Below are 21200 nucleotides of genomic sequence, written 5' to 3' on the forward strand. Positions count from 1 at the left end.
TATCAATTACCAAATGTTAAAAAAGACTTACCGAATTTTACTTCTTATTCTACTTAATGACTGCTGCGTAACGCCTAAATAGGAGGCAATATAGGAAAGGGGTACTCTATTGATTAGTCCGGGATGATTGTCAAGAAATTCCAAATATCGGGTAGTTGCATCCTGAGAGATAACGGGACCCTTCCTGGATTTTTGATACATACATGTCTGCACTACCTTGTTTTTTATAATATTCCAGCCTGCAACATGTTCAGAAAGTGCATTCCAGCTTAACCTAGAAAAAACTACAATGCTACAGTCAGTAATAGCCTGAAGATAATCCTCGCAAACAGTTTCGTTCTCAAAACATAAATAGTCGACCAGCATACTATTTTCTTCAATAAAGCAGCGTGTAATTTCATCCCCGGCAGGAGAATGGTAATATCCGCGAACCACTCCATCCAGCACAAAACCTACACTTTTCGGTACTTTACCTGCTTCAGAAAAAAATTCCCCCTTCAGAAGATTATGTTTTGTCGCTTTACTATTTATAAAGTCAATTTCCTGCGAATTCAATTCGCCAAATTTCAATAGATACTTTATTAGCTCATTCATAATTACTTTTTCTGCTTTTTAACTTTCCGTACTTTCTTTGATTGAGGAGTAATTTTGAATCGCCTTCTCCCTTATCCATAGATAACCGAACCATTATTCCTAATGGCTTATCCCAATAATCGATCATAGTCCATTTGGATTTGCGCATCTAAGTAAGCCCAGGTTTCTGAGGACCAGTCTCTTTGTTTTAACAGCTTATTTTTTAAGGTAGTTGAAGTACTCACTTCTAACAAAAATTCCCGGGCAGTAAATTGGTCCGTAAACACTATATCGGCCAACATCAATCGAATGCAGATCTTTTTCTGAGCTAACCATTCCCAATCTACTATTTCCCGGATCGAAAGCCACTCCAAAAAGTCATATCGGGGCTCCGGAAAATTGAAAATTAAAAGGGGCAAATCTTGATAATATTCCACTCTAAAGCGAACTATGGAATCTGCTTTAAGGAGATTCTCTGGGAAACTGGTATTTTTTAAAATAATCTGCAGGGAGTTCGATGAGGGCTGTAGCCTTGTTAAAGCTCGTAAAGACATATATAATAGTTTATATTCTAAAACTGAACCCTTGAGAAACAACAATATTAATCACTCAGGTCATATAGGTAGGAAGAAGCGGCTGGCCAAGATCCGTCCTACTCGGAAATGCTAATATACTTTCAAAAATTGCCATTTGACCGTAATTTCGAACCAAAATTTAAATGGTACTTTACAGTGAAATTTTATCCTCCAGATTTATCAGCGAAATCTGTTGAAAAGAAAAACTTATAAATACTGAAAAGAAATAAAGAATCCGTTATTTCTTTTAGTAGTAACACCTAAGCCATTCATAACCGTATCCCTCATTCCATGATCCAGTTCATTTACAAAATAAGATCAACGGCCCTGATAAGTGTTTTGCTGTTGATTGCCCGACCAGTTGTATCCTTAGATCTATACGTATCTTTAAAAGGAGACGACCGAAACCCTGGAACGATGCAAAAGCCCCTGGCCACCTTACAAGGGGCACAGTTAAAAATCAGGACGATTCAAGTGCCCGTGACAGTATATGTTCGCGCCGGAACTTACTATCTGTCCAAACCCATCCTTTTTGGACCAGAAGATTCCCGCGAGCCTAAACAAAGGACGATATTTAAACCATACGCAAATGAGCATGTTGTGATCAGCGGAGGAGTGCCTATATCTTTGCAATGGAAGAGGCATCGGGATAATATCCTAAAGGCCCAGGTTCCTCAGGAACTTCTATTCGACCAAATATATCTGGATGGACAAAAGCAAAGAATGGCCCGATTTCCCAATTTCGACCCTGCTGCCAGTCATTTTGGAGGCTATTCAGAAGAGGTGCTGTCACCAGAACGCATTAAAAAATGGAAGAACCCTACCGGAGCGTTTATACATGCCCTGCATAGTCATGAATGGGGAGGTTATCACTACCGTGTAATTGGCAAAAAATCTGAAGGGGAGTTAGATTTGGAGGGCGGATATCAGAATAACCGTCAAATGGGTATGCATAAAAAATACCGATTCATAGAAAATATTTTCGAAGAACTCGACACTTTGCACGAGTGGTATTTTGATAAGGGTGCACAAACCCTATACCTATACGGATCTGATATTCAAGCGATCAGCAAACAAAAACTGGTAACTCCGCAACTTAAGAGCTTGATAATGTTTAGGGGTACCGCTAACACCCCGGTTCGAAATATTCACATTGAAGGTTTCGAATTCGCCCACGTTCTGCGGAGCTTTATGGATACAAAGGAGCCGCTACTACGAAGCGACTGGGCTATCTACAGGGGAGGAACGGTGCTATTGGAAGGTACAGAGAACTGTTCCGTTAAAAAATGCTATTTCAATGAGGTTGGTGGGAACGGGGTGTTCTTTAGTAATTACAACCGCAGCGGGGAGGTATCTGGCTGCCATATCAAAAATGCAGGTGCCAGTGGGATCTGTTTCGTAGGCGATCCTGCAGCGGTGCGCTCGCCAAGTTTTGAATATCATCAGTCGATCCCCTATAAAGAAATGGATTTAAAACCGGGACCCGTTAATAATAACTATCCTGCGGAATGCAAGGTATATGACAACCTCATACACGATATAGGGACAGTTGAAAAACAGGTAGCAGGAGTCCATATATCTATGTCGATGGATATAGAAGTTAGCCATAACACAATATATAATGTCCCACGTTCAGGGATTAACATCAGTGAAGGCACCTGGGGCGGACATTTAATAGAATTCAATGATGTCTTTAATACGGTGCTGGAAACCGGGGATCACGGAGCCTTTAATTCCTGGGGACGAGATAGATTCTGGCACCCTAATCGCAAGGTAATGGACAGCCTGGTGGCCTCACATCCCGAATTGATTCTCTTAGACGTTCAGAAAACAATCGTCCTTAGAAACAATCGCTTTCGCTGCGATCATGGCTGGGATATCGATCTAGACGACGGAAGTAGCAACTACTACATTTACAATAACTTATGCCTGAATGGTGGATTAAAGCTTCGGGAAGGATTTAACCGGAAGGTCGAAAATAACATCATGGTAAATAATTCTTTTCATCCGCATGTATGGTTTGCAAATAGTAAGGATATCTTTAGGCATAACATCGTGACTAAGCCCTATTTTCCTATCCGCGTCAACTATTGGGGCCAGGAGGTTAATTATAACTTTTTCCCTGACCAAAAATCTCTGGAAGCCTCCCAGAAGAATGGTACAGACCAGAATAGCAAATCTGGAAATCCCGAATTTATGGACCCTAAAACAGGAGACTACCGGGTTGAGAAAAATAGTGCTGCCAAAAAAATTGGCTTCAAAAATTTCCCCATGGACCAGTTTGGAGTAGTTTCAGCCCATCTTAAATCCTTGGCTATCCCAGTTCCCCTTCCACTGTTACATGACAGGGACCCTGAACAAGTTTTATCAGAGGCGTTTTGGCTTGGAGGTAAAATTCGGAATGTATCGGGTTTAGGAGATCGGTCAGCCTTTGGCCTTCCCGACCAGTTTGGTGTCATCGTTGAAGAACTGGTATCCGGCAGTGTTCTCTCAAAATCACCATTACAAAAAGGAGATGTCATACGTAAGATTGAGGGTATTTCTACTCCAGACGTAAGCGAATTGATGAATGAATACCAAAAATTGACTTGGAAAGGACGAGCCCAAATCGAAGTTTACCGCAATCAGCGTCCTATTCAGTTAGACATTCTCTTTAAATAGGTATGCTTTAATAAGCCTGAAGTACTGCCACCCCAGTACAAGCAATACAGGGCAGACGGGGGAGAATATTTACTCCCCCACCATTTCCTTAAGAAATATGGATTCTACCAGCTCTATTTGTTTGGTATAGATACTTTTTTTACGCATACCGAAATAAAGGGTATTTTCAATGGGCTGATATCCCTCCCAAAGAACCTTAATCCTTCCCGAATGCAATTCCTTTTGTGTCAGGAAATCAGGACTAACCGCTAATCCCCTTCCGCCTCCCATACATCGGATGATAGAGCTGATATTGGGGACTATAAAATTAGGTCTAAAGTCAGGACGTTTCCCAAAATTCTGCTGCCAAAAACGGCGCAGATGTTCCATATCCGCCGTGGTTCCATACCATATCTGTTGCACTAACCATTGATGAAGCTCCTCCTGTCGGTTGGCCACTAATAGATCCTGGAAAGTACTGGTATCCGTTTCTGATCCAGAAATAAGGACAATTCTTTCCTTATAAAATGGCTTAAAGAGTAAGGACCTAAAATCTCCTTTCTGCGGTGTAATGATTAAGTCCAATATACCATGATCCAAATCCTTTAACATTTCTGGATACTCCCCGAATTTGATGATGACATTGAATGGTAATTCTGACAAATACGGTTCCAAGGTAAACTGAAAAGTCTCAAAGCACATTCCAATACTAATGGTGGGTCGTTCCTTTTCTTTACTCTTCTGAAAATGCTGCTCCGCCTGTTCCAGTTTTATCAACGGCTCCATCACAAAATTGTATAGTAGTTTACCCCGCTCAGTAGCCAGCATTTTTTTGGAAGAGCGATCAAAAAGTTTGTAACCCACATGAGCTTCCAACGAACTGAGGTGAAGACTTACACCGGGTTGAGAAATGTATAAACTCTCAGCCGCTGCTGTCAGAGAACCTTTTTCGTATACGGCCCTAAAAGTCCTGAACCATTCTAGATTAACCATATTTATCTATCATTATTATGATGCAAAAATATGATTTATATAATTATAATAATAGAAACTGTCCGGCTAACTTTGTATTATTAAAATAATACAAATAACTAAGGAACATGAAAAATATTCTCATAATCAACGGAGGACAAGAATTCGCCCACTCGGGAGGTCTATTTAACAGGACACTATTTACATTTACCCAAGATTTCTTCAAATCCCGTGAAGGGTTTAATATTAAGAATACGGATATAAATGTGAACTACGATATTCCGATGGAGGTAGAGAAGTTTGTTTGGGCAGACATCATTATTTACCACACTCCCATATGGTGGTTTCAACTCCCACACGGATTCAAAAAGTATCTGGATGAGGTGTTAACTGCCGGACATCAGAAGGGACTTTACCTGCATGACGGTCGTTCTTCAAAAAATCCTGATATTAATTATGGAAAAGGAGGACTGCTTCATAACACCCAATATATGGTGACCAGTTCATGGAATGCCCCCAAAGCCGCCTTTACGATGGAAGGAGAGTTTTTTCAACAAAAAAGTGTAGATGAGGGGCCACTTTTCGGATTTCACAAAATGAACGAATTCATGGGTATGCAGGCCCTGCAAAGCATGCATTTTCATGACGTAGAAAAAAATGCAAATATCAAAAGTGATCTTGCACGCTATCAGGCGCATTTGGAGAACATCTTCGCTCCTACAGCTGTGGAGGACGACCAACTGGTCCATTAAACTATACGGGCAGCTGAGCAAAGTAAGAGCCTTCACTCAGCTGTCACCCTTAGGTCTATGATGCTAACCTTATCTTCTCCAATTATATAAATCAGGCAATAACTGGCCTTGGTTCTGACTTTTTTGACTTAGCTCTTTTCCTATTCTGCAGAATCAAAGAAATACAAAGGCCTAGCAGGGCAAGTCCCGCACCCACCCATTCGGGCGACGTAAACCCATAACCCCATGCAATGGGTAAACCGGCCAGATATGCCCCAAGGGCATTCCCTACATTCATGGCGGCAGGACCAATGGAAGAACCCAACATTTCCGCCTTTTGAGAAGCCTCCATAATCAGGATTTGTACTGGTGAAACCACAGCAAAGGCAACAGCACCAATAACTGGCGTCATAAGCATCACTAAAATCTTAGACTCTGCCACGAATATCATCATTCCTAGCACCAGGGCCATGGCGCCAAGGAGAATGATGGTGGCCTTTAATGGATTTAACCAATCTGAGAGTTTCCCTCCTAAGACGTTCCCTACGGTCATTCCCAAGCCTGCTAAGACCATTAGGTAAGTCACAGAACCAGCATCGAAGCCTCCTACCTCGGTAAATAAGGGGGCGATATAGCTATACCAAGCGAAAAAGCCTCCGGTACCAATTATGGCGATCATCAGAATAAGTTGTAAGTCCCATTGCCTGAAAATCGCAAAGTCACTTCTTATATTCCCCGATTTTCTCGCCTTCATTTCCGGTAACCAGAAACGTATTCCAAATAGGGTAAGGAGCCCAATGAGTCCTACTATACCAAATGTGATTCTCCAGTCGAACTCGTGACCAATATAAGTACCTGCCGGAACCCCAACGATATTGGCAATAGTAAGTCCGGTAAACATATAGGCTACCGCCTGCGCTATTTTACCTTTCTCAGCCAACCTTCCCGCTACTACCGCACCAATACCAAAATAAGCTCCATGAGGAATTCCAGCTACAAATCGTAGCAATAACATTGATTTATACCCTATTGCTAGAGCAGCCATGGCATTACCCAGCATAATCCAGGTTGCTAAAATCAACAACGCCGTCCGGGGAGGTTTGTTTTGTAAATAAATTGTTAAAACCGGCGCCCCTATCACTACACCTAAGGCATAGGCCGAAATTAGGTGGCCTGCTTCCGGTATCGTAATTTCCAGAGCAATAGCCATATCTGGCAGGATCCCCATCATCACAAATTCAGTCATTCCCAAAGCAAATGCCCCTATTGCCAAGGCCGTTAGTCCCTTTCTCATAATATTTTCTCACTCGATGTTAGTAGTCAGAAAAGGTTAGATACGAGTAGGGAGTTCCCGCCAATTTTTTATTCATATAAAGATTATAAAGATTCTGACTTACATTCAAACCGGAACGCAAACAAAATACCATTTCATCCAAAACCGTAGTAACCCATATAAGGCAAGAAAATATAATCCTTGGCTCAATATAAAGGCAACCGGCATATTTTCCTTGTACTTTATAGAGCATATTCTATTGGACCTTCTCTTGTGGTTTCTATATTAATCTAGACAGTTGTCAAAATTAAGAACAGTCAGATGTTCAAGTATATTTAAAAGATATTCTACTGAACACCTTGTAACCCTATTTATCTTTTTTTTCGATTAACTTCCTAGTAATTATCGACGGACTACTATATATTTAATCTAAAATTATAGAATCAGAATGTCGCTCGTTAGAATATTGCGTATACGATAGTTTTACCGATGCCATTAAAAAAAATAGTCTATCATTTAACCAAAATAGATCGGGTCTGGATTCACCATAATAAACTATATGCATATGAAAAAGAAATTACTTTACTTAGGAACAGTCGTATTATTGATAAGTCTCTGTTTCGGGGGGCCTCCATCCGCCAAGGCTCAGGTCCCCTTCTCCTGCTCCTCCGACGCATATCAGCTTGTGAGAAATACTAACCTGACCACCTCAATATTGTATAAATACAATGTAAATACGGGGGCTCGCTCCATATTAGCCAATGTCGCCACGGTTGGAAATGGAATAGGCTTTAATCCCGTAGATAATCTTCTTTGGGGATATTCTGGTGCTGTGAGTGGAAGCCTGGTACGCATTGATGCCCAAGGGAACTACACGACATTCGCCATTCCAAACCTTCCTGCAGACAATTATATTATTGGGGATATTACTTCAGATGGATATTTATTTTTACAGGCTAGTCCATCCACTCGTTTTTATGTGGTTGATCTAAATCCTGCACGGACGGGGACCTTTTTAAAATTGGTCAATCCAACCACCGGTTACACCCTCCAAACCTCATCTCCCTACGGAACGGCAATTTCCTACTCTGGAAATATATCTTCAGCAACTTATCAAGCAGCTGACTGGGCATATAACGCTTCCGATGGTAATTTTTATACGGTAAATGCGGGAACTTCCACAGCAGGAATCCATAAGCACATGGTACTCCGTCTTAACCCAACGACAGGTGTAATAACTGGTCTTTCCAAAGCTGCTGGGGGTGGAATACAAAATGAGGAAACTGATTTTTTCGGGGCTACTTTTTTCGACGCAAGTGGCTTTTTATATGCCTTCGGAAATGGTACTGGCAAGTTTTTTAAAATAAATACTTCAACATATGTTACCACTCACCTCTCTACCTCCACGCCGTCAAATAGTAATGATGGAGCGAGTTGTGCCAGTGCTATTTTAACATCTACAAGTATCTCCGGAATTATTTATGACGATGCCAACGGGGTTACTGATAATACCGTAAATGGCACAACAGTAAGTTCGTTGGCGAGCAACGACTTATTTGTCAGCTTGGTTAACTCCAGCAATCAGGTAGTCGCCAGTAAGGCGGTTGTTAACGGAGTTTATTCTTTTGAAGTAACACCTAACACCAACTATACTGTAGTCTTAAGCAATACCATTGGTACAGTAGGTCAGGCGCCCCCCAGTACCGCTCTTTCTAATGAGGTTGAACATGTAGGGGAAAATATTGGGCTCAGCGCAGGGAACGATGGAGCTACAAATGGAATATCTAATGGCTCAATCGCGGTGGCTGTGGGTACTTCAAATATTGACTATGTTAACTTCGGGATTGATGTAAGACCGGTCGTCCAAGACGGCACCGACCCTACCATTCACGTAAATCCAGGAGGGGCGACTACGGTGCAGGTTAGCTCAACCGTGTATACGGGTACTGACAGTGAAGATGGAACATATCCTAATAATTTGACGAATCGCACCGTCACACTTTCACCAGCTACAGGTGGAACCCTCTATTATAATAGTGCTCCAGTATTATCGTCATCAGAATTTACCAATTTCAATCCTTCCTTGGTAACTGTGGATCCAACAAGTTTAGGAGAGACTACTGTAACCTATCCCTACACAGTGAAGGATAATGCCGGGTTGAATGCTACTCCAGCCACAGTCACCGTGCGTTTCGCTGACCCTCTCCCAGTCAATTTGATCTCATTTACAGGAAAAGTCGAAACCAGTATCATATCACTAGCATGGTCGACTTCAGAGGAGATTAATTCGCAGCGATTCGAAATTCAGCGAAGCTCCGATCTACAGCAATGGAACAGCATAGGAGAGCTACCTGCCTCTGTAAATTCAAATGCCGTCAACCATTATGTTTATACGGATCATAGCCCTAACTTAGGCCAGAATTATTACCGTCTCAAAATGATTGACATTGACCAATCATTCGCCTATAGCTCAATGATTAATTTTAATTTAAAAGATGCGGGGTCCCCATATCTTTATCCTAATCCAGCACAAAATGAACTTAGAATTCAGGAAATTGACCCCTCTCGGGTAGCTAGTATAGAAATTCTTAATGGACTGGGTGGAGTAGTTTCAACTTATGAGATTACCACCGAAAAACGGATTCCGCTCCATCAATTGTCTTCCGGCAAGTATATGCTCCGTGTAATTTATAAGAATGGCGAAAAATCATTCTATAAATTCATCAAAGCAGATTAATGAAATATAATCTGCTGTAGCATATACAAAAGAATAAGTATGCAGCGATAAGCAGCCTAATGCTAAACCTGATTGGTTGATGTATTGGGTTGCTTTTTATTACTTTCGGCAACGCCTATCAGGGAAACTACTTTGGATCTACTACGTTATAAGTTGTAAAGATCATTAGCTCCCTTTCGGTGGTGATAGGAGCATTCATTAACCAGGCCCAAATTTTGTGGTTTGCATTCTATAAAAGTTATTTACATTATATAATATTTGGAATACTTTCACTAATGCTACACTTCTGACGATAGCGGAACCCGGCAAGCAATATAGCCCAAAAATTATCATTACTTTTGATCCCTGATCATGCCAACTGGGAAGATCTCTTTTTTAAATTTTTCGTTCAAGTACCCTTTATTTGCATTTGGATAACTGCAGCCCAACCATAGATGCATTACATTTATTGCATCACTCTGATTCTCATACTCAGTCGCGAATTCCTTATTTATTTAACGAAAACCTTTTGCCAGTTACAGTAAATGCCGTAGAAGAACTTCAGTGTTATCTGACCCATCAGAAAGATTGGGATCATAATTTTGGACTGGAAGAGCAATCTAATGCCGTAATTGGTAAGATGTTCGGTGTCTTAGTGGTTCAAACAATAGAAAAGCAATGGGGTTTTTTAGCCGCATTTTCCGGAAAACTCGCAGGTAGTAATCAGCATGCCTACTTCGTACCCCCTATATATGATGGACTCAACACAGAAGGCTTCCTTAATGAAGGGATGGTCCAACTGGGACTAATGAGTCAAGAAATCAATTCAGGACTGGTATCTGAAGATAATCTGGCACATTTGAAACAGCTACGAAAACTACATTCCATTACTTTGCAAAATAAGCTTTTCGATCAATATCATTTCTTGAATCAAAAAGGTAAATCGAAAAGTCTGAGAATGATATTTAAGAAAGACAATGACAAAAATCCTCCCGTAGGAGCAGGTGAATGTGCTGCTCCCAAGCTTTTACAGTATGCGTTCCAGCACCATTTAGAACCGGTTCAGTTGGTTGAGTTCTGGTGGGGTCTATCCCCGAAATCTAAACGCTGGAAACATAAACATTTCTATGCGCCTTGCCAGGAAAAATGCAAACCCATACTGCGATATATGCTCCCTGAAAATAACCTGATTAGCTCTTCAACCCTTAATTAGAAAAATACCAGGACAACCCCTGTTTATTGATACTTCGATGAACCAGCGCCCTTTATTTAAGGGAATTCCCATGGCTCCTCTCATACTCACTACAACCCTTAGTTGATGGTACAGACCGGGATTAAGATAGGCCATACAAAACATATAATAACCCGGTCTGGATGGACCCAGTCTGGATAGACCCGGTCTGGATGGACCCAGTCTGGATGGACCCAGTCAAGTTGTAATTAGATAGCAGCATGCGAAAAAGAAAGCAGGAGGGAAAACTGACCATACCGCTATTGCCGAAGAAGGTCTGGAGTGACCCGGTCTGGATGGGCCCGGTCTGGATGGACCCGGTCTGGATGGACCCGGTCTGGATGGACCCAGTCTGGAGTGTACCCATCAAGTTGTAATTAGATAGCAGCATGCGAAAAAGAAAGCAGGAGGGAAAACTGACCATACCGCTATTGCCGAAGAATAGCCCCAGGATGCTCAAAGAAGGATTAAGTCTTGATATAAACTGTTCGGTGGGCCCAGGGATGGACTTTCCCAAGCCCCCCTGACGAAGTATCCATAAATTCAACAACTTTTGATAGGCTCTTTAGCGATTGAGAAACCTGAATAAACCACGTAACACACCATTCAATTTACCCTTCAGCATTTTCTCCTTTTCATTCACAATAATCATTTGGTTGACTCTAGAAGCTACGGGATAAGGATATATTTTGTTAAAAATAGCATCAATATCAAGTTTTAGTGAATTAGCCAACAGTAATTCTTGTACCAATTCGCCAGCTTGAGGGGCGATCATGGTGCCGCCTAGAATTCGTTGCTTTCGCAGTAAACCCCCAGGGCTCAAATACAAAATAAGTTTGCCATATTGATAGTCGTCAACCACGGCTCGATCATCGTCTTCAAAACTAATTTCCAAACGCTGATATTTTATTTTACGCTTTTTTAGTTCACTAAGTTGAAGCCCAAACGTAGCCACTTCCGGATCGCTAAATGTAACCCAGGACATATGGTCATTATTAAGCTTTCTCTTGAGGGGGGAAAACAAATTATTTAATAAAAGTCGGGTATGTTGTTCGGCGGCATGAGAAAACTGCATGAAACCTGCAATGTCCCCGCAGGTAAAAATTCTGTTATTACTCGTCTGAAGATAGCGATTTACTATAATTTTTCCATTTTGAACCTCAATTCCCGCCCGATCCAAATCCAAATTTTCCAACTCAAAGTGTCTGCCTGCAGCTACAAAAACCGAATCGAAATTAATCCTACAGGTCTTCCCCTGCCTATTAACCAAATTGGCTTCATATGGACCTTCGAAAGACTTCACTTCGGTATTCAAACGAATGTCCATACCTTCATCAATTAGTCTTTTATGTAATATTTCTACGATTTCGGGTTCTTCCTTAGCTAGGAGCTGTGGACCACTTTGGACAATAGTAACTTGTAATCCTAACCGGTTCATAGCCTGCCCCATCTCCACCCCTATGGGTCCACCACCGACGACCAACATTCTGCCAGCAAGTTCACTGGCCGTAAATAAGTGTTCGTTATCGATACAATTCACCCGCTCAACCCCAGGTACTGATAATTTGGTAGGCCTGGAACCTGTGGCCAAAATAATCCTTCGGGCTTTGTAAACAATCCCTCTGACCGTGATGGCATCTTTATCAACAAACTTTGCCATCCCTAAAACCACATCTATGCCTTCCCTGCGTAGATAATCAGCGTTCTCATGCTTTCTGATATGCTCCTGTTTTTCATAGATATAATGCATTACCTTTTCTAAATCAGGCTTGCCGTCTGCATAAATACCAAATGCTATACCGGCCTGGGCTTGATGGACCAATCTTGAGGCATGGATAAGGGCTTTGCTGGGCACACAACCGTAATTAAGGCAGTCACCCCCGATATGTTTGTCAGACTTATCAACCAATAAGACTTTTAAACCTACCTTAGCCATAAACAAGGAAACTCCCAGTCCACCGGAACCCGCCCCTATTACTATGATGTCATATTTGGAACTTTCCATAACCAAGAGCGCCTCTAAGTTCGAATTAAGCGATTGTATAAGCGTACCAGCGATTCTTGGGAATAGCCCAGGTAGTAACAAATATATAGGTAAATAAAAACAAATTGCATCCTGTAAGGACCATTTTCCCGATACTTTCTTGCAGAGGTAGTAACATATTCTGGAATAACTTGGAAAGACGTAAAAGTGGTAATTCTATAAATAATTTCCTGATCTTCCATAAGAATCAGCGATTCGTCGAAACCACCGACAATATCAAATAAACGTTTTTGAACATACAAGCTTTGATCTCCGAAACGAATGGAATTAAGATTAAATCTTGTGAACCATGCATTAAATTTCAAAAACCAATGATTCCAGTCGAAGCGAAGCCGGAAACAACCGGCCAGATGTCCCCGGTAGTAGGACTGCTGAATAAGGTCCAGAAAATTATTTGGAGGAATAGTATCGGCATGTAAGAAATAAAGAATTTCCCCGGATGCCACTGCAGCTCCTGCGTTAAGCTGTCTTGCTCTTCCTTTGGGTGAATTTACCACCCGTACCCCTTGTGCATAGGCCTGGGCAACTGTATCATCCGTACTGCCCCCATCACATACAATAATTTCTACCATGGTAGGGTTAGCACCAAGCAAGGCCAATCGGGCCAACAGGATGGGCAGACCTTCCCCTTCGTTCAGGACTGGAATAATAATACTTATATTTGGGGATGACATTCCTTTTGGATCATAGATGATTAGCTAAAACGCTCTACCCCTTGAAATGAGAAGTGTTAAGAGGAATAACGTAGATACCTGCTTACAAATATCCTACCAACCCAAACACTTCCCCGTCTTATTTTAATAATTTAAGTGCAGCCATTAGAAAGGAACCCTTCATCCGTTGTTTATAGTCGGGGTTAATATATTCAAAAAGAATTTCTGATTTTTGATTAACTATAAAAACCGCAGGAACAGGCAATGAGCCAGGATTTTTATTGTCGCTGGCATCTTTTAGTCGCTGTACCGAAGCCTCCGGAACGGCATAAGCCAACCCCATCGCCTGCGACAATTTCATATCTGCGTCAGACAGGAGCTGATAAGAAAGCTTGTTCTTGTCCATGGAAGCTTTCATGTGGATGGGAGAGTCGGGGCTGATGGCAATTATCTGGTATCCTAACTTTACAATTTCGGATTCTATCTCCTGCAGTTCAGCCATCTGCCTATTACAGTAGGGGCACCAACCTCCTCTATAGAATATTAACACGGTAGGCTTTACTGCTAACTGCTCCTGGAGAGAAACGGCCTGACCATTGAGATCCTCCAGTGTAAGATTGGGAATGGCCTCCCCAATCAATAATGGTGATATGTCCGTAGCCTTCTGAGGAAGTGATAACGTTTGCTGTGCAAAACTTTGCGCTACAGCTCCCATCAATACGAGCGTTGCAATAAGAAAGGGTTTAAGTTTCATCGATCTGAAGTCAGAATAATTTATAAGTTAAGTTTTTTTAACCTGATTTGGGCTGGTATCGTTCCGTTTTAAACGGCCTATTTATTTTACCTTTGATCTAAATTATCCCGAATTATATCCTGACGATAAGAAGTTATACCATCCTAAGACAATCCTTAACATATGTTCATTTTAGACAGATTAAAACCAAAGGAGCTGGAAGAATATCTTAAAAGTTTTGCAGTAATCGCTCCTGATGAAAAAATTCAAGACTTAACCATTCCGGGCGCCGGAAATATGAATCGGGTACTTAGAGCCCGAACCGAAAATTCATCATTAATCATTAAACAGGCCCATAATTATGTAGAAAAATATCCTCAAATATATGCTCCTCCGACGCGAATACACACGGAGGGAGCATTTTATGAACTGATCGTTACCAATGCAGACACCAGCCATATGATGCCTGAGGTAATCAAACAGGACCCGGAGAATTATATTTTGATACTAGAGGATATGGGCGATTCGGAGGATTTCAGTTTTTTATATCATAAACATCAATTCATTCGGCATGATGAGCTACAATCCCTTTGTAATTATTTATCAGCCCTTCACACCAGTTTCAAATCGCACCAGCCCAATCCGATATTCCTTAATGATGAAATGAGGAAACTGAATCACCAGCATATTTTCGTCTATCCCTTTTTAGAAGAAAATGGCTTAGATCTTGATCATATTCAAAACGGGCTACGTGAGCTGGCACAGCCCTATAAATCTGATGAGGGATTTAGGAATATAATAAAAGATATTGGTGAACAGTATTTAACTAATGGCCCTCATCTTCTGCATGGGGATTTCTATCCAGGAAGCTGGTTAAAAACCCAAGGGGGTATCCGGGTAATTGACCCAGAATTCTGTCATTATGGATTTGCGGAATTTGACCTGGCCGTTTTAATTGCTCATTTACATTTGGCCAATCAAAGTGAATCACTGATAGAACAGGTGCTTTACTGGTATAACTCAGCCATCGATTTTCAATTTCTCCAGCAATTGACGGGGGTGGAGATAATGCGCAGACTCATAGGTTTGGCTCAACTTCCGTTAGAAAGGTCATTGGAAGAAAAACGACAACTTCTATCTAAGGCCTATCAGATGATCATCAGTTAATTAAACAACATGCCTATACCCTCTCTATGAGGGCGTAGCTTAATTTGTTACCACCCCTTAAGTTCCTCTGGAAGGTCCTCGGCATAATCCACGTCGGACAGGACAGGCAGCAGGCCTACAGACAGGCCCTGACGCTTGGCGTCGGCCAAGGTGTCTGTCAGTACCCGATCGGTACTCCAGCTTTTACCTGTAAAGAGTTGTGAATTTTCTTTATTCATGCCTATCAGGTAATAACCTCCATCTCGTGCCGGGCCCAATACCACCTCCTTCTTTTCGAGCATATGAAAGGCATCTTGGAGAACCGCTGGTGTAATCTCCCAACAATCCGAACCTATGAGGCATATCGATGTATATCCTTCCTGGAAACCGTGAGCGATAGCACGATGCATCTTCATGCCGAGGTCTCCTTCACCCTGTACCAACTTTGCGTAATGATCCCCCTCAACATCCCAAACATCATTTTCGTCCACCCGATCACTATAATAAACAATTTTGGCCAATGGGAGACCAAAAGTCTGCTCCTTCGTTTTAAGTACTAATTGATTATAAATATCCAAAGCTCGTTTCCTGCCCACGGTGGCGGCCAGCCGGGTCTTAACCTGTCCTGGAACCGGATTTTTATAAAATATAATTAGTAACTGCCCTTTATCAACACTCATTAATTTCAAACAACAGGATAAATATCAATTCTTATTTTAATACTGTCAGATGCCAGGAAAGTTTGTTAGGCTATATAGCCTAACAAATCCATAAACACCTGAAACTACAAATAAAGGGGAAATAAATCGGTATACGGTTTAGTACTTCATGCTAAACATAAAACACCAGCCCTGCAAAATTGCCTGACTGGTGTTTATGAGAAATGAATAAATTGATCAATAGCCTGGGTTCTGAGGCATCAGGTTGGGGTTAACCTGAAGCTCTACCCTTGGGAGGGGCATGAGATAATCACGGTCTGGATTGAAATTATCATGCTTTTCCAAGGCATTCGCTCCTTTGAAAACCGTTTCACCCAGTTTTCTTCTTTTGATATCGAACCAACGTTTGTATTCGAAGGCAAGCTCCAAACGCCTCTCTTCCAACACCAGCGATAAGAACGCGTCCTTACTCAGCCCAGGGGCAACATCGGCAGGGAAAGTGACCTGTTTGCCGGCCCAGTTTCTCGCCCTGGCTCTTATCTGATTGATATAACCCATCGCTTCGGCAGTAGCTCCGCTGGTCTCGGCCAAGGCCTCAGCAGCAATTAAAAGTACTTCGGCATACCGGAAGGCTGCATAGTTTTGGTCTGAATACCGCCCCTCGGTATTGGAGGTTCCGGCAAACTGGGCGTATTTAGCAATATGTGGTCTGGGGGTATTGGGGAATTCGGTGTAGGGTTTCATTTTCCCTCCGATCAAAATGGAATCAACAAAGCTTACTTTTTTTCGGTAATCTCTGGAATCCCAGTCGGTATAGACCTTCATGGACGGCACAATGACGCTCCAACCGCTACGAGGGGCGTCTCCCCCACGCACTCCCGTCATAGGGGGTACTATGTCATCATTGGCACCGCTGGAACCATTCTGAAGTCCGAGGAAATCGATATGAAAAATATGTTCCTTAAGGTCATTGGCCTGAGGGGCCTTAAACAAAGTTTGAAAATCATCGACCAAACCATAGCCAAAACGATCCTTGTTGTCGATCACCCATTTGGCCTCAGTATAAGCCTTGGCATAGTCCTGTCGTGTCAGGTAGACCGATGCCAGATAGGAAGCTGCCGTACCCTTAGTAGCCCTGCCCCTTACCGACGCGGGCTGTTTATCGGGCAACCACTGCTTGGCAAACTCCAGATCGGCAAGAATACCGGCATAAACGGTTTCTGCCGGAGTTTTAGAAATTTCCTTTACTGCATTAGGATTGGTAATAAAATAATCGACATAGGGGATGTCACCAAATACCTGGACTAAATGGAAGTAGCTAAAGGCACGAATAAACCTGGCCTCTGCGATCAGGGGATTGATCGCTGTTTCCGAAAGACCTAGTGACTGTGCCCCGGCTATGGAGGCATTGGCGGCACTAATCACCCTATACCAGTAAGGCCAGAATTTTGAGACCATGCCATTATTATCGTCCATATTAAAATCGTTGACCTGCTGCCGCTCAGCAGGGGTTCCACGATCTCCGATATCCGCCATATCGCTTCGAAGCATTAAGGCAGAAACATATTGACGACCGTACAAACTCTCCGTTGCAATCAGTCCATACGCACCGAATATTGCGGTCTGAACATCTTTGGTACTCTCAAAAAGGGATTCCGGAGCAAGCAATCCAACTGGCTTTTCATCCAGGTTCTCACAGCCTGATACCATCAGGGCCGCAGAGAACAGAAAACATTTGATTATATTATATTTCATGATTCGCGAAATTTAAAGATGCTGATGGTTTAGAAACTAACGTTAAGGCCAACCGTATACGATTTTGCGTTGGGGTAGCTACCGTAGTCGAGTCCCAGATTGGTATTCCCGTTGGTATCGCCCGTTGAAGAATAATTCACCTCCGGATCATAGCCTTTGTATTTGGTCATGGTCAGTATATTCTGAGCACTTACATAAAGGCGAACCCTTCTGATCTTCATACCTTCTAATAAAGAGGCGGGTAAGGAATAGCCAAGGGATACGTTCTTTAGACGAACGAAGCTTCCATCCGAAATCCAGCGGGTAGACACCCTTCGGGTACGTCCTAGTTGCGCCTTCGGCACATCCGTATTGGTATTCGTCGGAGTCCATCGGTTTAGGGCATCGGTGGTGGCATTGTTAATTCCCGACAATAGATTTAGTTCCATTAATGTATAACTTAAAAGGTCGTTGCCCTGGGAGCCCTGAAAAAACACATTCAAGTCAAATCCCTTGTAGCTAAAATCGTTATTAAGCCCCCAGGTAAATTTTGGATGTGGATTTCCGATAATTGTACGGTCGTCGCTGTTGAGCTGCCCGTCGGGCACCCCGGTAAGCTGACCATTGCTATCCTTTGAACCATCGATATCACGGAATTTCTCTCCGCCAGCCTCGGTCTCGAAGCCTCCGCCCGGAAGAAAATCATCGCCTTCCTGATATACGCCATCATATATCCATCCGAAGAAACTACCTACCGGATAACCTTCGCGAAGTATTTGTGTCTGGTTAAGTCCAACGAAATGCCCTGGGCCTGAACCATACATGATGTCATTCCCGGCAGGGAGCTCTAACACCTTGTTGCGGTTGACTGAAATATTGAAGTCGGTATTCCATTTAAAATTACCCACTGTATTCCTAGTGCCTAAGGTTGCCTCAAATCCTTTGTTCTCGACGGCACCCAGATTCTGAAGCTGGCTGGAGAAACCAGAGTACTGGGGAAGTTGAACATTAAAGAGTAAATCCCTCGTCACCATCCGGTAATAATCTAAAGTCAGATTCAGACGATTATTAAACAAGGATACATCGGTACCCACATCAAACTGAGTAGTGGTTTCCCAGGTAAGGTCATTATTGGCTACCGTGGTAGGATAAACAGAATTGACAGGAGCGCCATTAATCACAGTGAAAATATTTGAAAAACGCGCTTTGGTCTGGTACGGAGCAATGGCCTGATTGCCCGTCAGTCCATAACTCACCCGCCATTTCCATTGGCTAATAGCCGCTACGTTCTGCATAAAGGGCTCGCTGGACATTTTCCAGGCAAAAGCTCCGGAAGGGAAAGTGGCCCATTTATGATTTTCACTAAAGTTAGAGGATCCATCACGGCGGATATTGGCTGTAAATAAATAGCGGTCAGCCAAAGAATAGGTGGCCCTGGCATAGTAGGACGCAATCTGCCATTCGGTAAGTCCCGAAGTAGGACTCTTCCAAACGGAAGAACCATCCAGGTTCCAGTACGATACGGCGTCGGTAATAAAAGACTGACCGGTTCCACCCCATCCTTCGGAAGATGAATGCTGAATGGAATAACCACCCAGAAGGGAGAAATCATGGACACCTATCTTCTTGGAATAGGTAAGGTAGTTCTCATTCAGAAGCAAGGTACGCTTGGCGCCGGTAACCGATGCCGATCCTCCCACGGTTCGGCCTATATTAAGGGTTGTAGGCTCGTAAGTTCCTGTACGACCGCTGTAGGTAGTGGCTCCAAAGGTAGTCTTGAAGTTCAAATCTTTAATGATGTTATATTCAGCAAAAAAGTTGGCCTGTAACTGATCGGACAGGGTACTATTTTCCAGCTGAGTGGCAATCGCATAAGGATTATCGATCGGATCGTTCAGTCTAGCCAGGGTAAATACCCCATTCGCATCCCAGATAGGCTGATCCGGCTCAAACTTAAAGGCAGAGGCGATTACCCCCGGAGTAAGTCCACTGGACCCTTCCTGGGTTTTAGACTGGTTACGGTCCACACGTTGGGCAAACAGATTCAAACCTAATTTCAACTTATCAGAGGCCTGAATATCAATATTACTCGTTAAGGAGTAACGTTTGAAGTCTGAATTGATAATGACTCCATTCTGGCCATACCAGGAACCTGATACATAATATTTCACGGCATCATTCCCCCCAGCGATCGAGAGCTGGTGATTCTGAATGCCACCACGACGCAACACTTCGTCCTGCCAATCGGTATCGGCACCTTTAGATTCCACCGCTGGTCTGATTTCCTTTATATAGTCCAGAAATTGGGAAGCATTCAAGAGATCGAGGCGATTGATTTCCGTCTGTGAAGAGAAGGAAGTGTTCATTTCTATCCTTGGTTTGCCCGATTTTCCTCGTTTGGTAGACACCATGACCACTCCATTGGCACCACGAGATCCGTAAATGGCGGTGGCAGAAGCATCTTTCAATATTTCAATAGACTCAATATCCTCCGGTGGAGGCATGGTGCCCCCTACAAAGCCATCCACCACGTAAATAGGATCGCTGCTGGCATTGATGGAGGTACCTCCGCGAATTCGCACTTTATAGCCGGCTCCAGGCTCTCCGTTGGTAGCCTGGATCTGAACTCCGGCCGCACGACCTTGAAGAGCCTGTACGGTCCCCAAGGCAGGATAAGCCGTAAGTTCCCCAGATTTGACAGATGAAACCGCACCCGTTAGGTCACTCTTCTTAACGGAACCATAACCTACTACTACAATTTCTTCCAGGGATTTTTGGTCTACTTTCAGTTGGACATCGATCTGGCTCGCCGATCCTATGCTTCTTTCTACCGACTCATACCCTACGAAGCTAAAAACCAAATTACCCGCATCATCTGGCACCTGGAGTACATAGTTCCCGTTACTGTCGGAGGTGGAACCAATCTGTGTCCCCTTGACTACAATGTTTACACCGGGTAATCCGTCCAAACTTGCGGCATCCGTTACTTTTCCTTTTATAGTCCTATCGATGCTTTTATTATTGGGAGATAACGGCTCGGTTTCAAGTGCAGGGGTCATGCTATTAGGACGAATAACTATATTTTTGCCCGACACTTCATAGTTTAGCCCCAGAGGTGTTAGAAAGTCCACAAGCACATCAGACAAGGTCTCATTAGTCTTGCTCAAGTTAACCTTGCGAGAACTGCCAATCAATTTTGAACTAAAGACAAAGCGCACATCGGCCTCCTTGCCCAGCTGATTCAGAACCGTCTTAAGGTCCATGCCCTGGGCATCAATTGATATTTTTTTGCGTAATAATTCCTGGGCATGTACTTCCACTGCCGTAGCTGTGCTTATAAAACACAGGGAAATAATAAGTTGTAGCAGACTAATTCGCATAAAAAATAACAGTTGTCGGTTAAACTGTAAGGGTATTTTCATAGTTTTGACTGGTTTTTGTTAAAAATATTTGACAATAACTTTCCCCTTCCCATATATAATGGGAGCTCTGGTCGCGAAACCTTTTAAGGGGTACTTAG

General features: G+C 42.8%; 15 protein-coding genes. 5 read left to right on the top strand and 10 right to left on the bottom strand.

Features of this window, described 5'->3' with window-relative positions; all coding sequences use genetic code 11:
- Nucleotides 1-27 precede the first annotated feature (27 nt).
- Complete coding sequence (locus X939_RS0103225; protein WP_025761835.1) at nucleotides 28-594, bottom strand: Crp/Fnr family transcriptional regulator; 567 nt, start codon at nucleotides 592-594, stop codon at nucleotides 28-30.
- A gap of 107 nt (nucleotides 595-701) precedes the next feature.
- On the bottom strand, nucleotides 702-1127 hold the full coding sequence (locus X939_RS22015) for a hypothetical protein (RefSeq protein WP_025761836.1): 426 nt from the start codon (nucleotides 1125-1127) through the stop codon (nucleotides 702-704).
- A gap of 312 nt (nucleotides 1128-1439) precedes the next feature.
- Here X939_RS22015 and X939_RS0103240 point away from each other — a divergent pair, with 312 nt between their 5' ends.
- Nucleotides 1440-3809, top strand: a complete 2370-nt coding sequence (locus X939_RS0103240; protein ID WP_025761837.1) for a PDZ domain-containing protein — start codon at nucleotides 1440-1442, stop codon at nucleotides 3807-3809.
- 69 nt (nucleotides 3810-3878) lie between these two features.
- Here the strand turns inward: X939_RS0103240 and X939_RS0103245 are convergent, their stop codons facing one another.
- A complete protein-coding gene (locus tag X939_RS0103245; RefSeq protein ID WP_025761838.1) occupies nucleotides 3879-4781 on the bottom strand; it encodes a LysR family transcriptional regulator in 903 nt (300 codons plus the stop codon).
- Between the two features lie 107 nt (nucleotides 4782-4888).
- On the opposite strand from X939_RS0103245, the gene X939_RS0103250 reads away from it, so the two are divergent.
- The gene (locus tag X939_RS0103250; protein WP_025761839.1) at nucleotides 4889-5512 is read left to right on the top strand and encodes an NAD(P)H-dependent oxidoreductase; all 624 of its coding nucleotides are present in this window, start codon (nucleotides 4889-4891) and stop codon (nucleotides 5510-5512) included.
- Nucleotides 5513-5603: 91 nt separating this feature from the next.
- Here the strand turns inward: X939_RS0103250 and X939_RS0103255 are convergent, their stop codons facing one another.
- Entirely contained in the window at nucleotides 5604-6785 is a 1182-nt protein-coding gene (locus tag X939_RS0103255) for an MFS transporter (protein ID WP_025761840.1), read from the bottom strand.
- A gap of 544 nt (nucleotides 6786-7329) precedes the next feature.
- On the opposite strand from X939_RS0103255, the gene X939_RS0103265 reads away from it, so the two are divergent.
- Both X939_RS0103265 and X939_RS0103270 read left to right on the top strand, forming a co-directional pair.
- The gene (locus X939_RS0103265) at nucleotides 7330-9501 is read left to right on the top strand and encodes a T9SS type A sorting domain-containing protein (RefSeq protein WP_198034353.1); all 2172 of its coding nucleotides are present in this window, start codon (nucleotides 7330-7332) and stop codon (nucleotides 9499-9501) included.
- A 508-nt stretch (nucleotides 9502-10009) separates the two neighbouring features.
- Nucleotides 10010-10693: a pseudouridylate synthase gene (locus X939_RS0103270; RefSeq protein ID WP_131694668.1), complete on the top strand. Its 684-nt coding sequence runs from the start codon at nucleotides 10010-10012 to the stop codon at nucleotides 10691-10693.
- Between the two features lie 583 nt (nucleotides 10694-11276).
- Here X939_RS0103270 and X939_RS0103280 read toward each other — a convergent pair.
- The 3 genes from X939_RS0103280 to X939_RS0103290 all read right to left on the bottom strand — a co-directional run bounded on the left by X939_RS0103280 (nucleotide 11277) and on the right by X939_RS0103290 (nucleotide 14162).
- On the bottom strand, nucleotides 11277-12716 hold the full coding sequence (locus tag X939_RS0103280; protein ID WP_025761845.1) for a dihydrolipoyl dehydrogenase family protein: 1440 nt from the start codon (nucleotides 12714-12716) through the stop codon (nucleotides 11277-11279).
- A 14-nt stretch (nucleotides 12717-12730) separates the two neighbouring features.
- Entirely contained in the window at nucleotides 12731-13429 is a 699-nt protein-coding gene (locus X939_RS0103285; RefSeq protein WP_025761846.1) for a TIGR04283 family arsenosugar biosynthesis glycosyltransferase, read from the bottom strand.
- 118 nt (nucleotides 13430-13547) lie between these two features.
- Nucleotides 13548-14162: a peroxiredoxin-like family protein gene (locus X939_RS0103290; RefSeq protein ID WP_025761847.1), complete on the bottom strand. Its 615-nt coding sequence runs from the start codon at nucleotides 14160-14162 to the stop codon at nucleotides 13548-13550.
- 162 nt (nucleotides 14163-14324) lie between these two features.
- On the opposite strand from X939_RS0103290, the gene X939_RS0103295 reads away from it, so the two are divergent.
- Nucleotides 14325-15308, top strand: coding sequence for a phosphotransferase (locus tag X939_RS0103295; protein WP_025761848.1), 984 nt, complete (start codon nucleotides 14325-14327; stop codon nucleotides 15306-15308).
- Between the two features lie 47 nt (nucleotides 15309-15355).
- On the opposite strand, the gene X939_RS0103300 is transcribed toward X939_RS0103295, so the two are convergent.
- From X939_RS0103300 to X939_RS0103310, 3 genes are all read right to left on the bottom strand, one after another.
- Nucleotides 15356-15967: a TIGR04282 family arsenosugar biosynthesis glycosyltransferase gene (locus X939_RS0103300; protein WP_025761849.1), complete on the bottom strand. Its 612-nt coding sequence runs from the start codon at nucleotides 15965-15967 to the stop codon at nucleotides 15356-15358.
- 216 nt (nucleotides 15968-16183) lie between these two features.
- A complete protein-coding gene (locus X939_RS0103305; RefSeq protein ID WP_025761850.1) occupies nucleotides 16184-17701 on the bottom strand; it encodes a RagB/SusD family nutrient uptake outer membrane protein in 1518 nt (505 codons plus the stop codon).
- A gap of 29 nt (nucleotides 17702-17730) precedes the next feature.
- Nucleotides 17731-21102 (bottom strand): TonB-dependent receptor, encoded by a 3372-nt coding sequence (locus X939_RS0103310; protein ID WP_025761851.1) that lies wholly within the window; start codon nucleotides 21100-21102, stop codon nucleotides 17731-17733.
- Nucleotides 21103-21200: the final 98 nt, after the last annotated feature.

This window comes from Dyadobacter tibetensis Y620-1 (genome assembly GCF_000566685.1).
Classification (GTDB): Bacteria; Bacteroidota; Bacteroidia; order Cytophagales; family Spirosomataceae; genus Dyadobacter; species Dyadobacter tibetensis.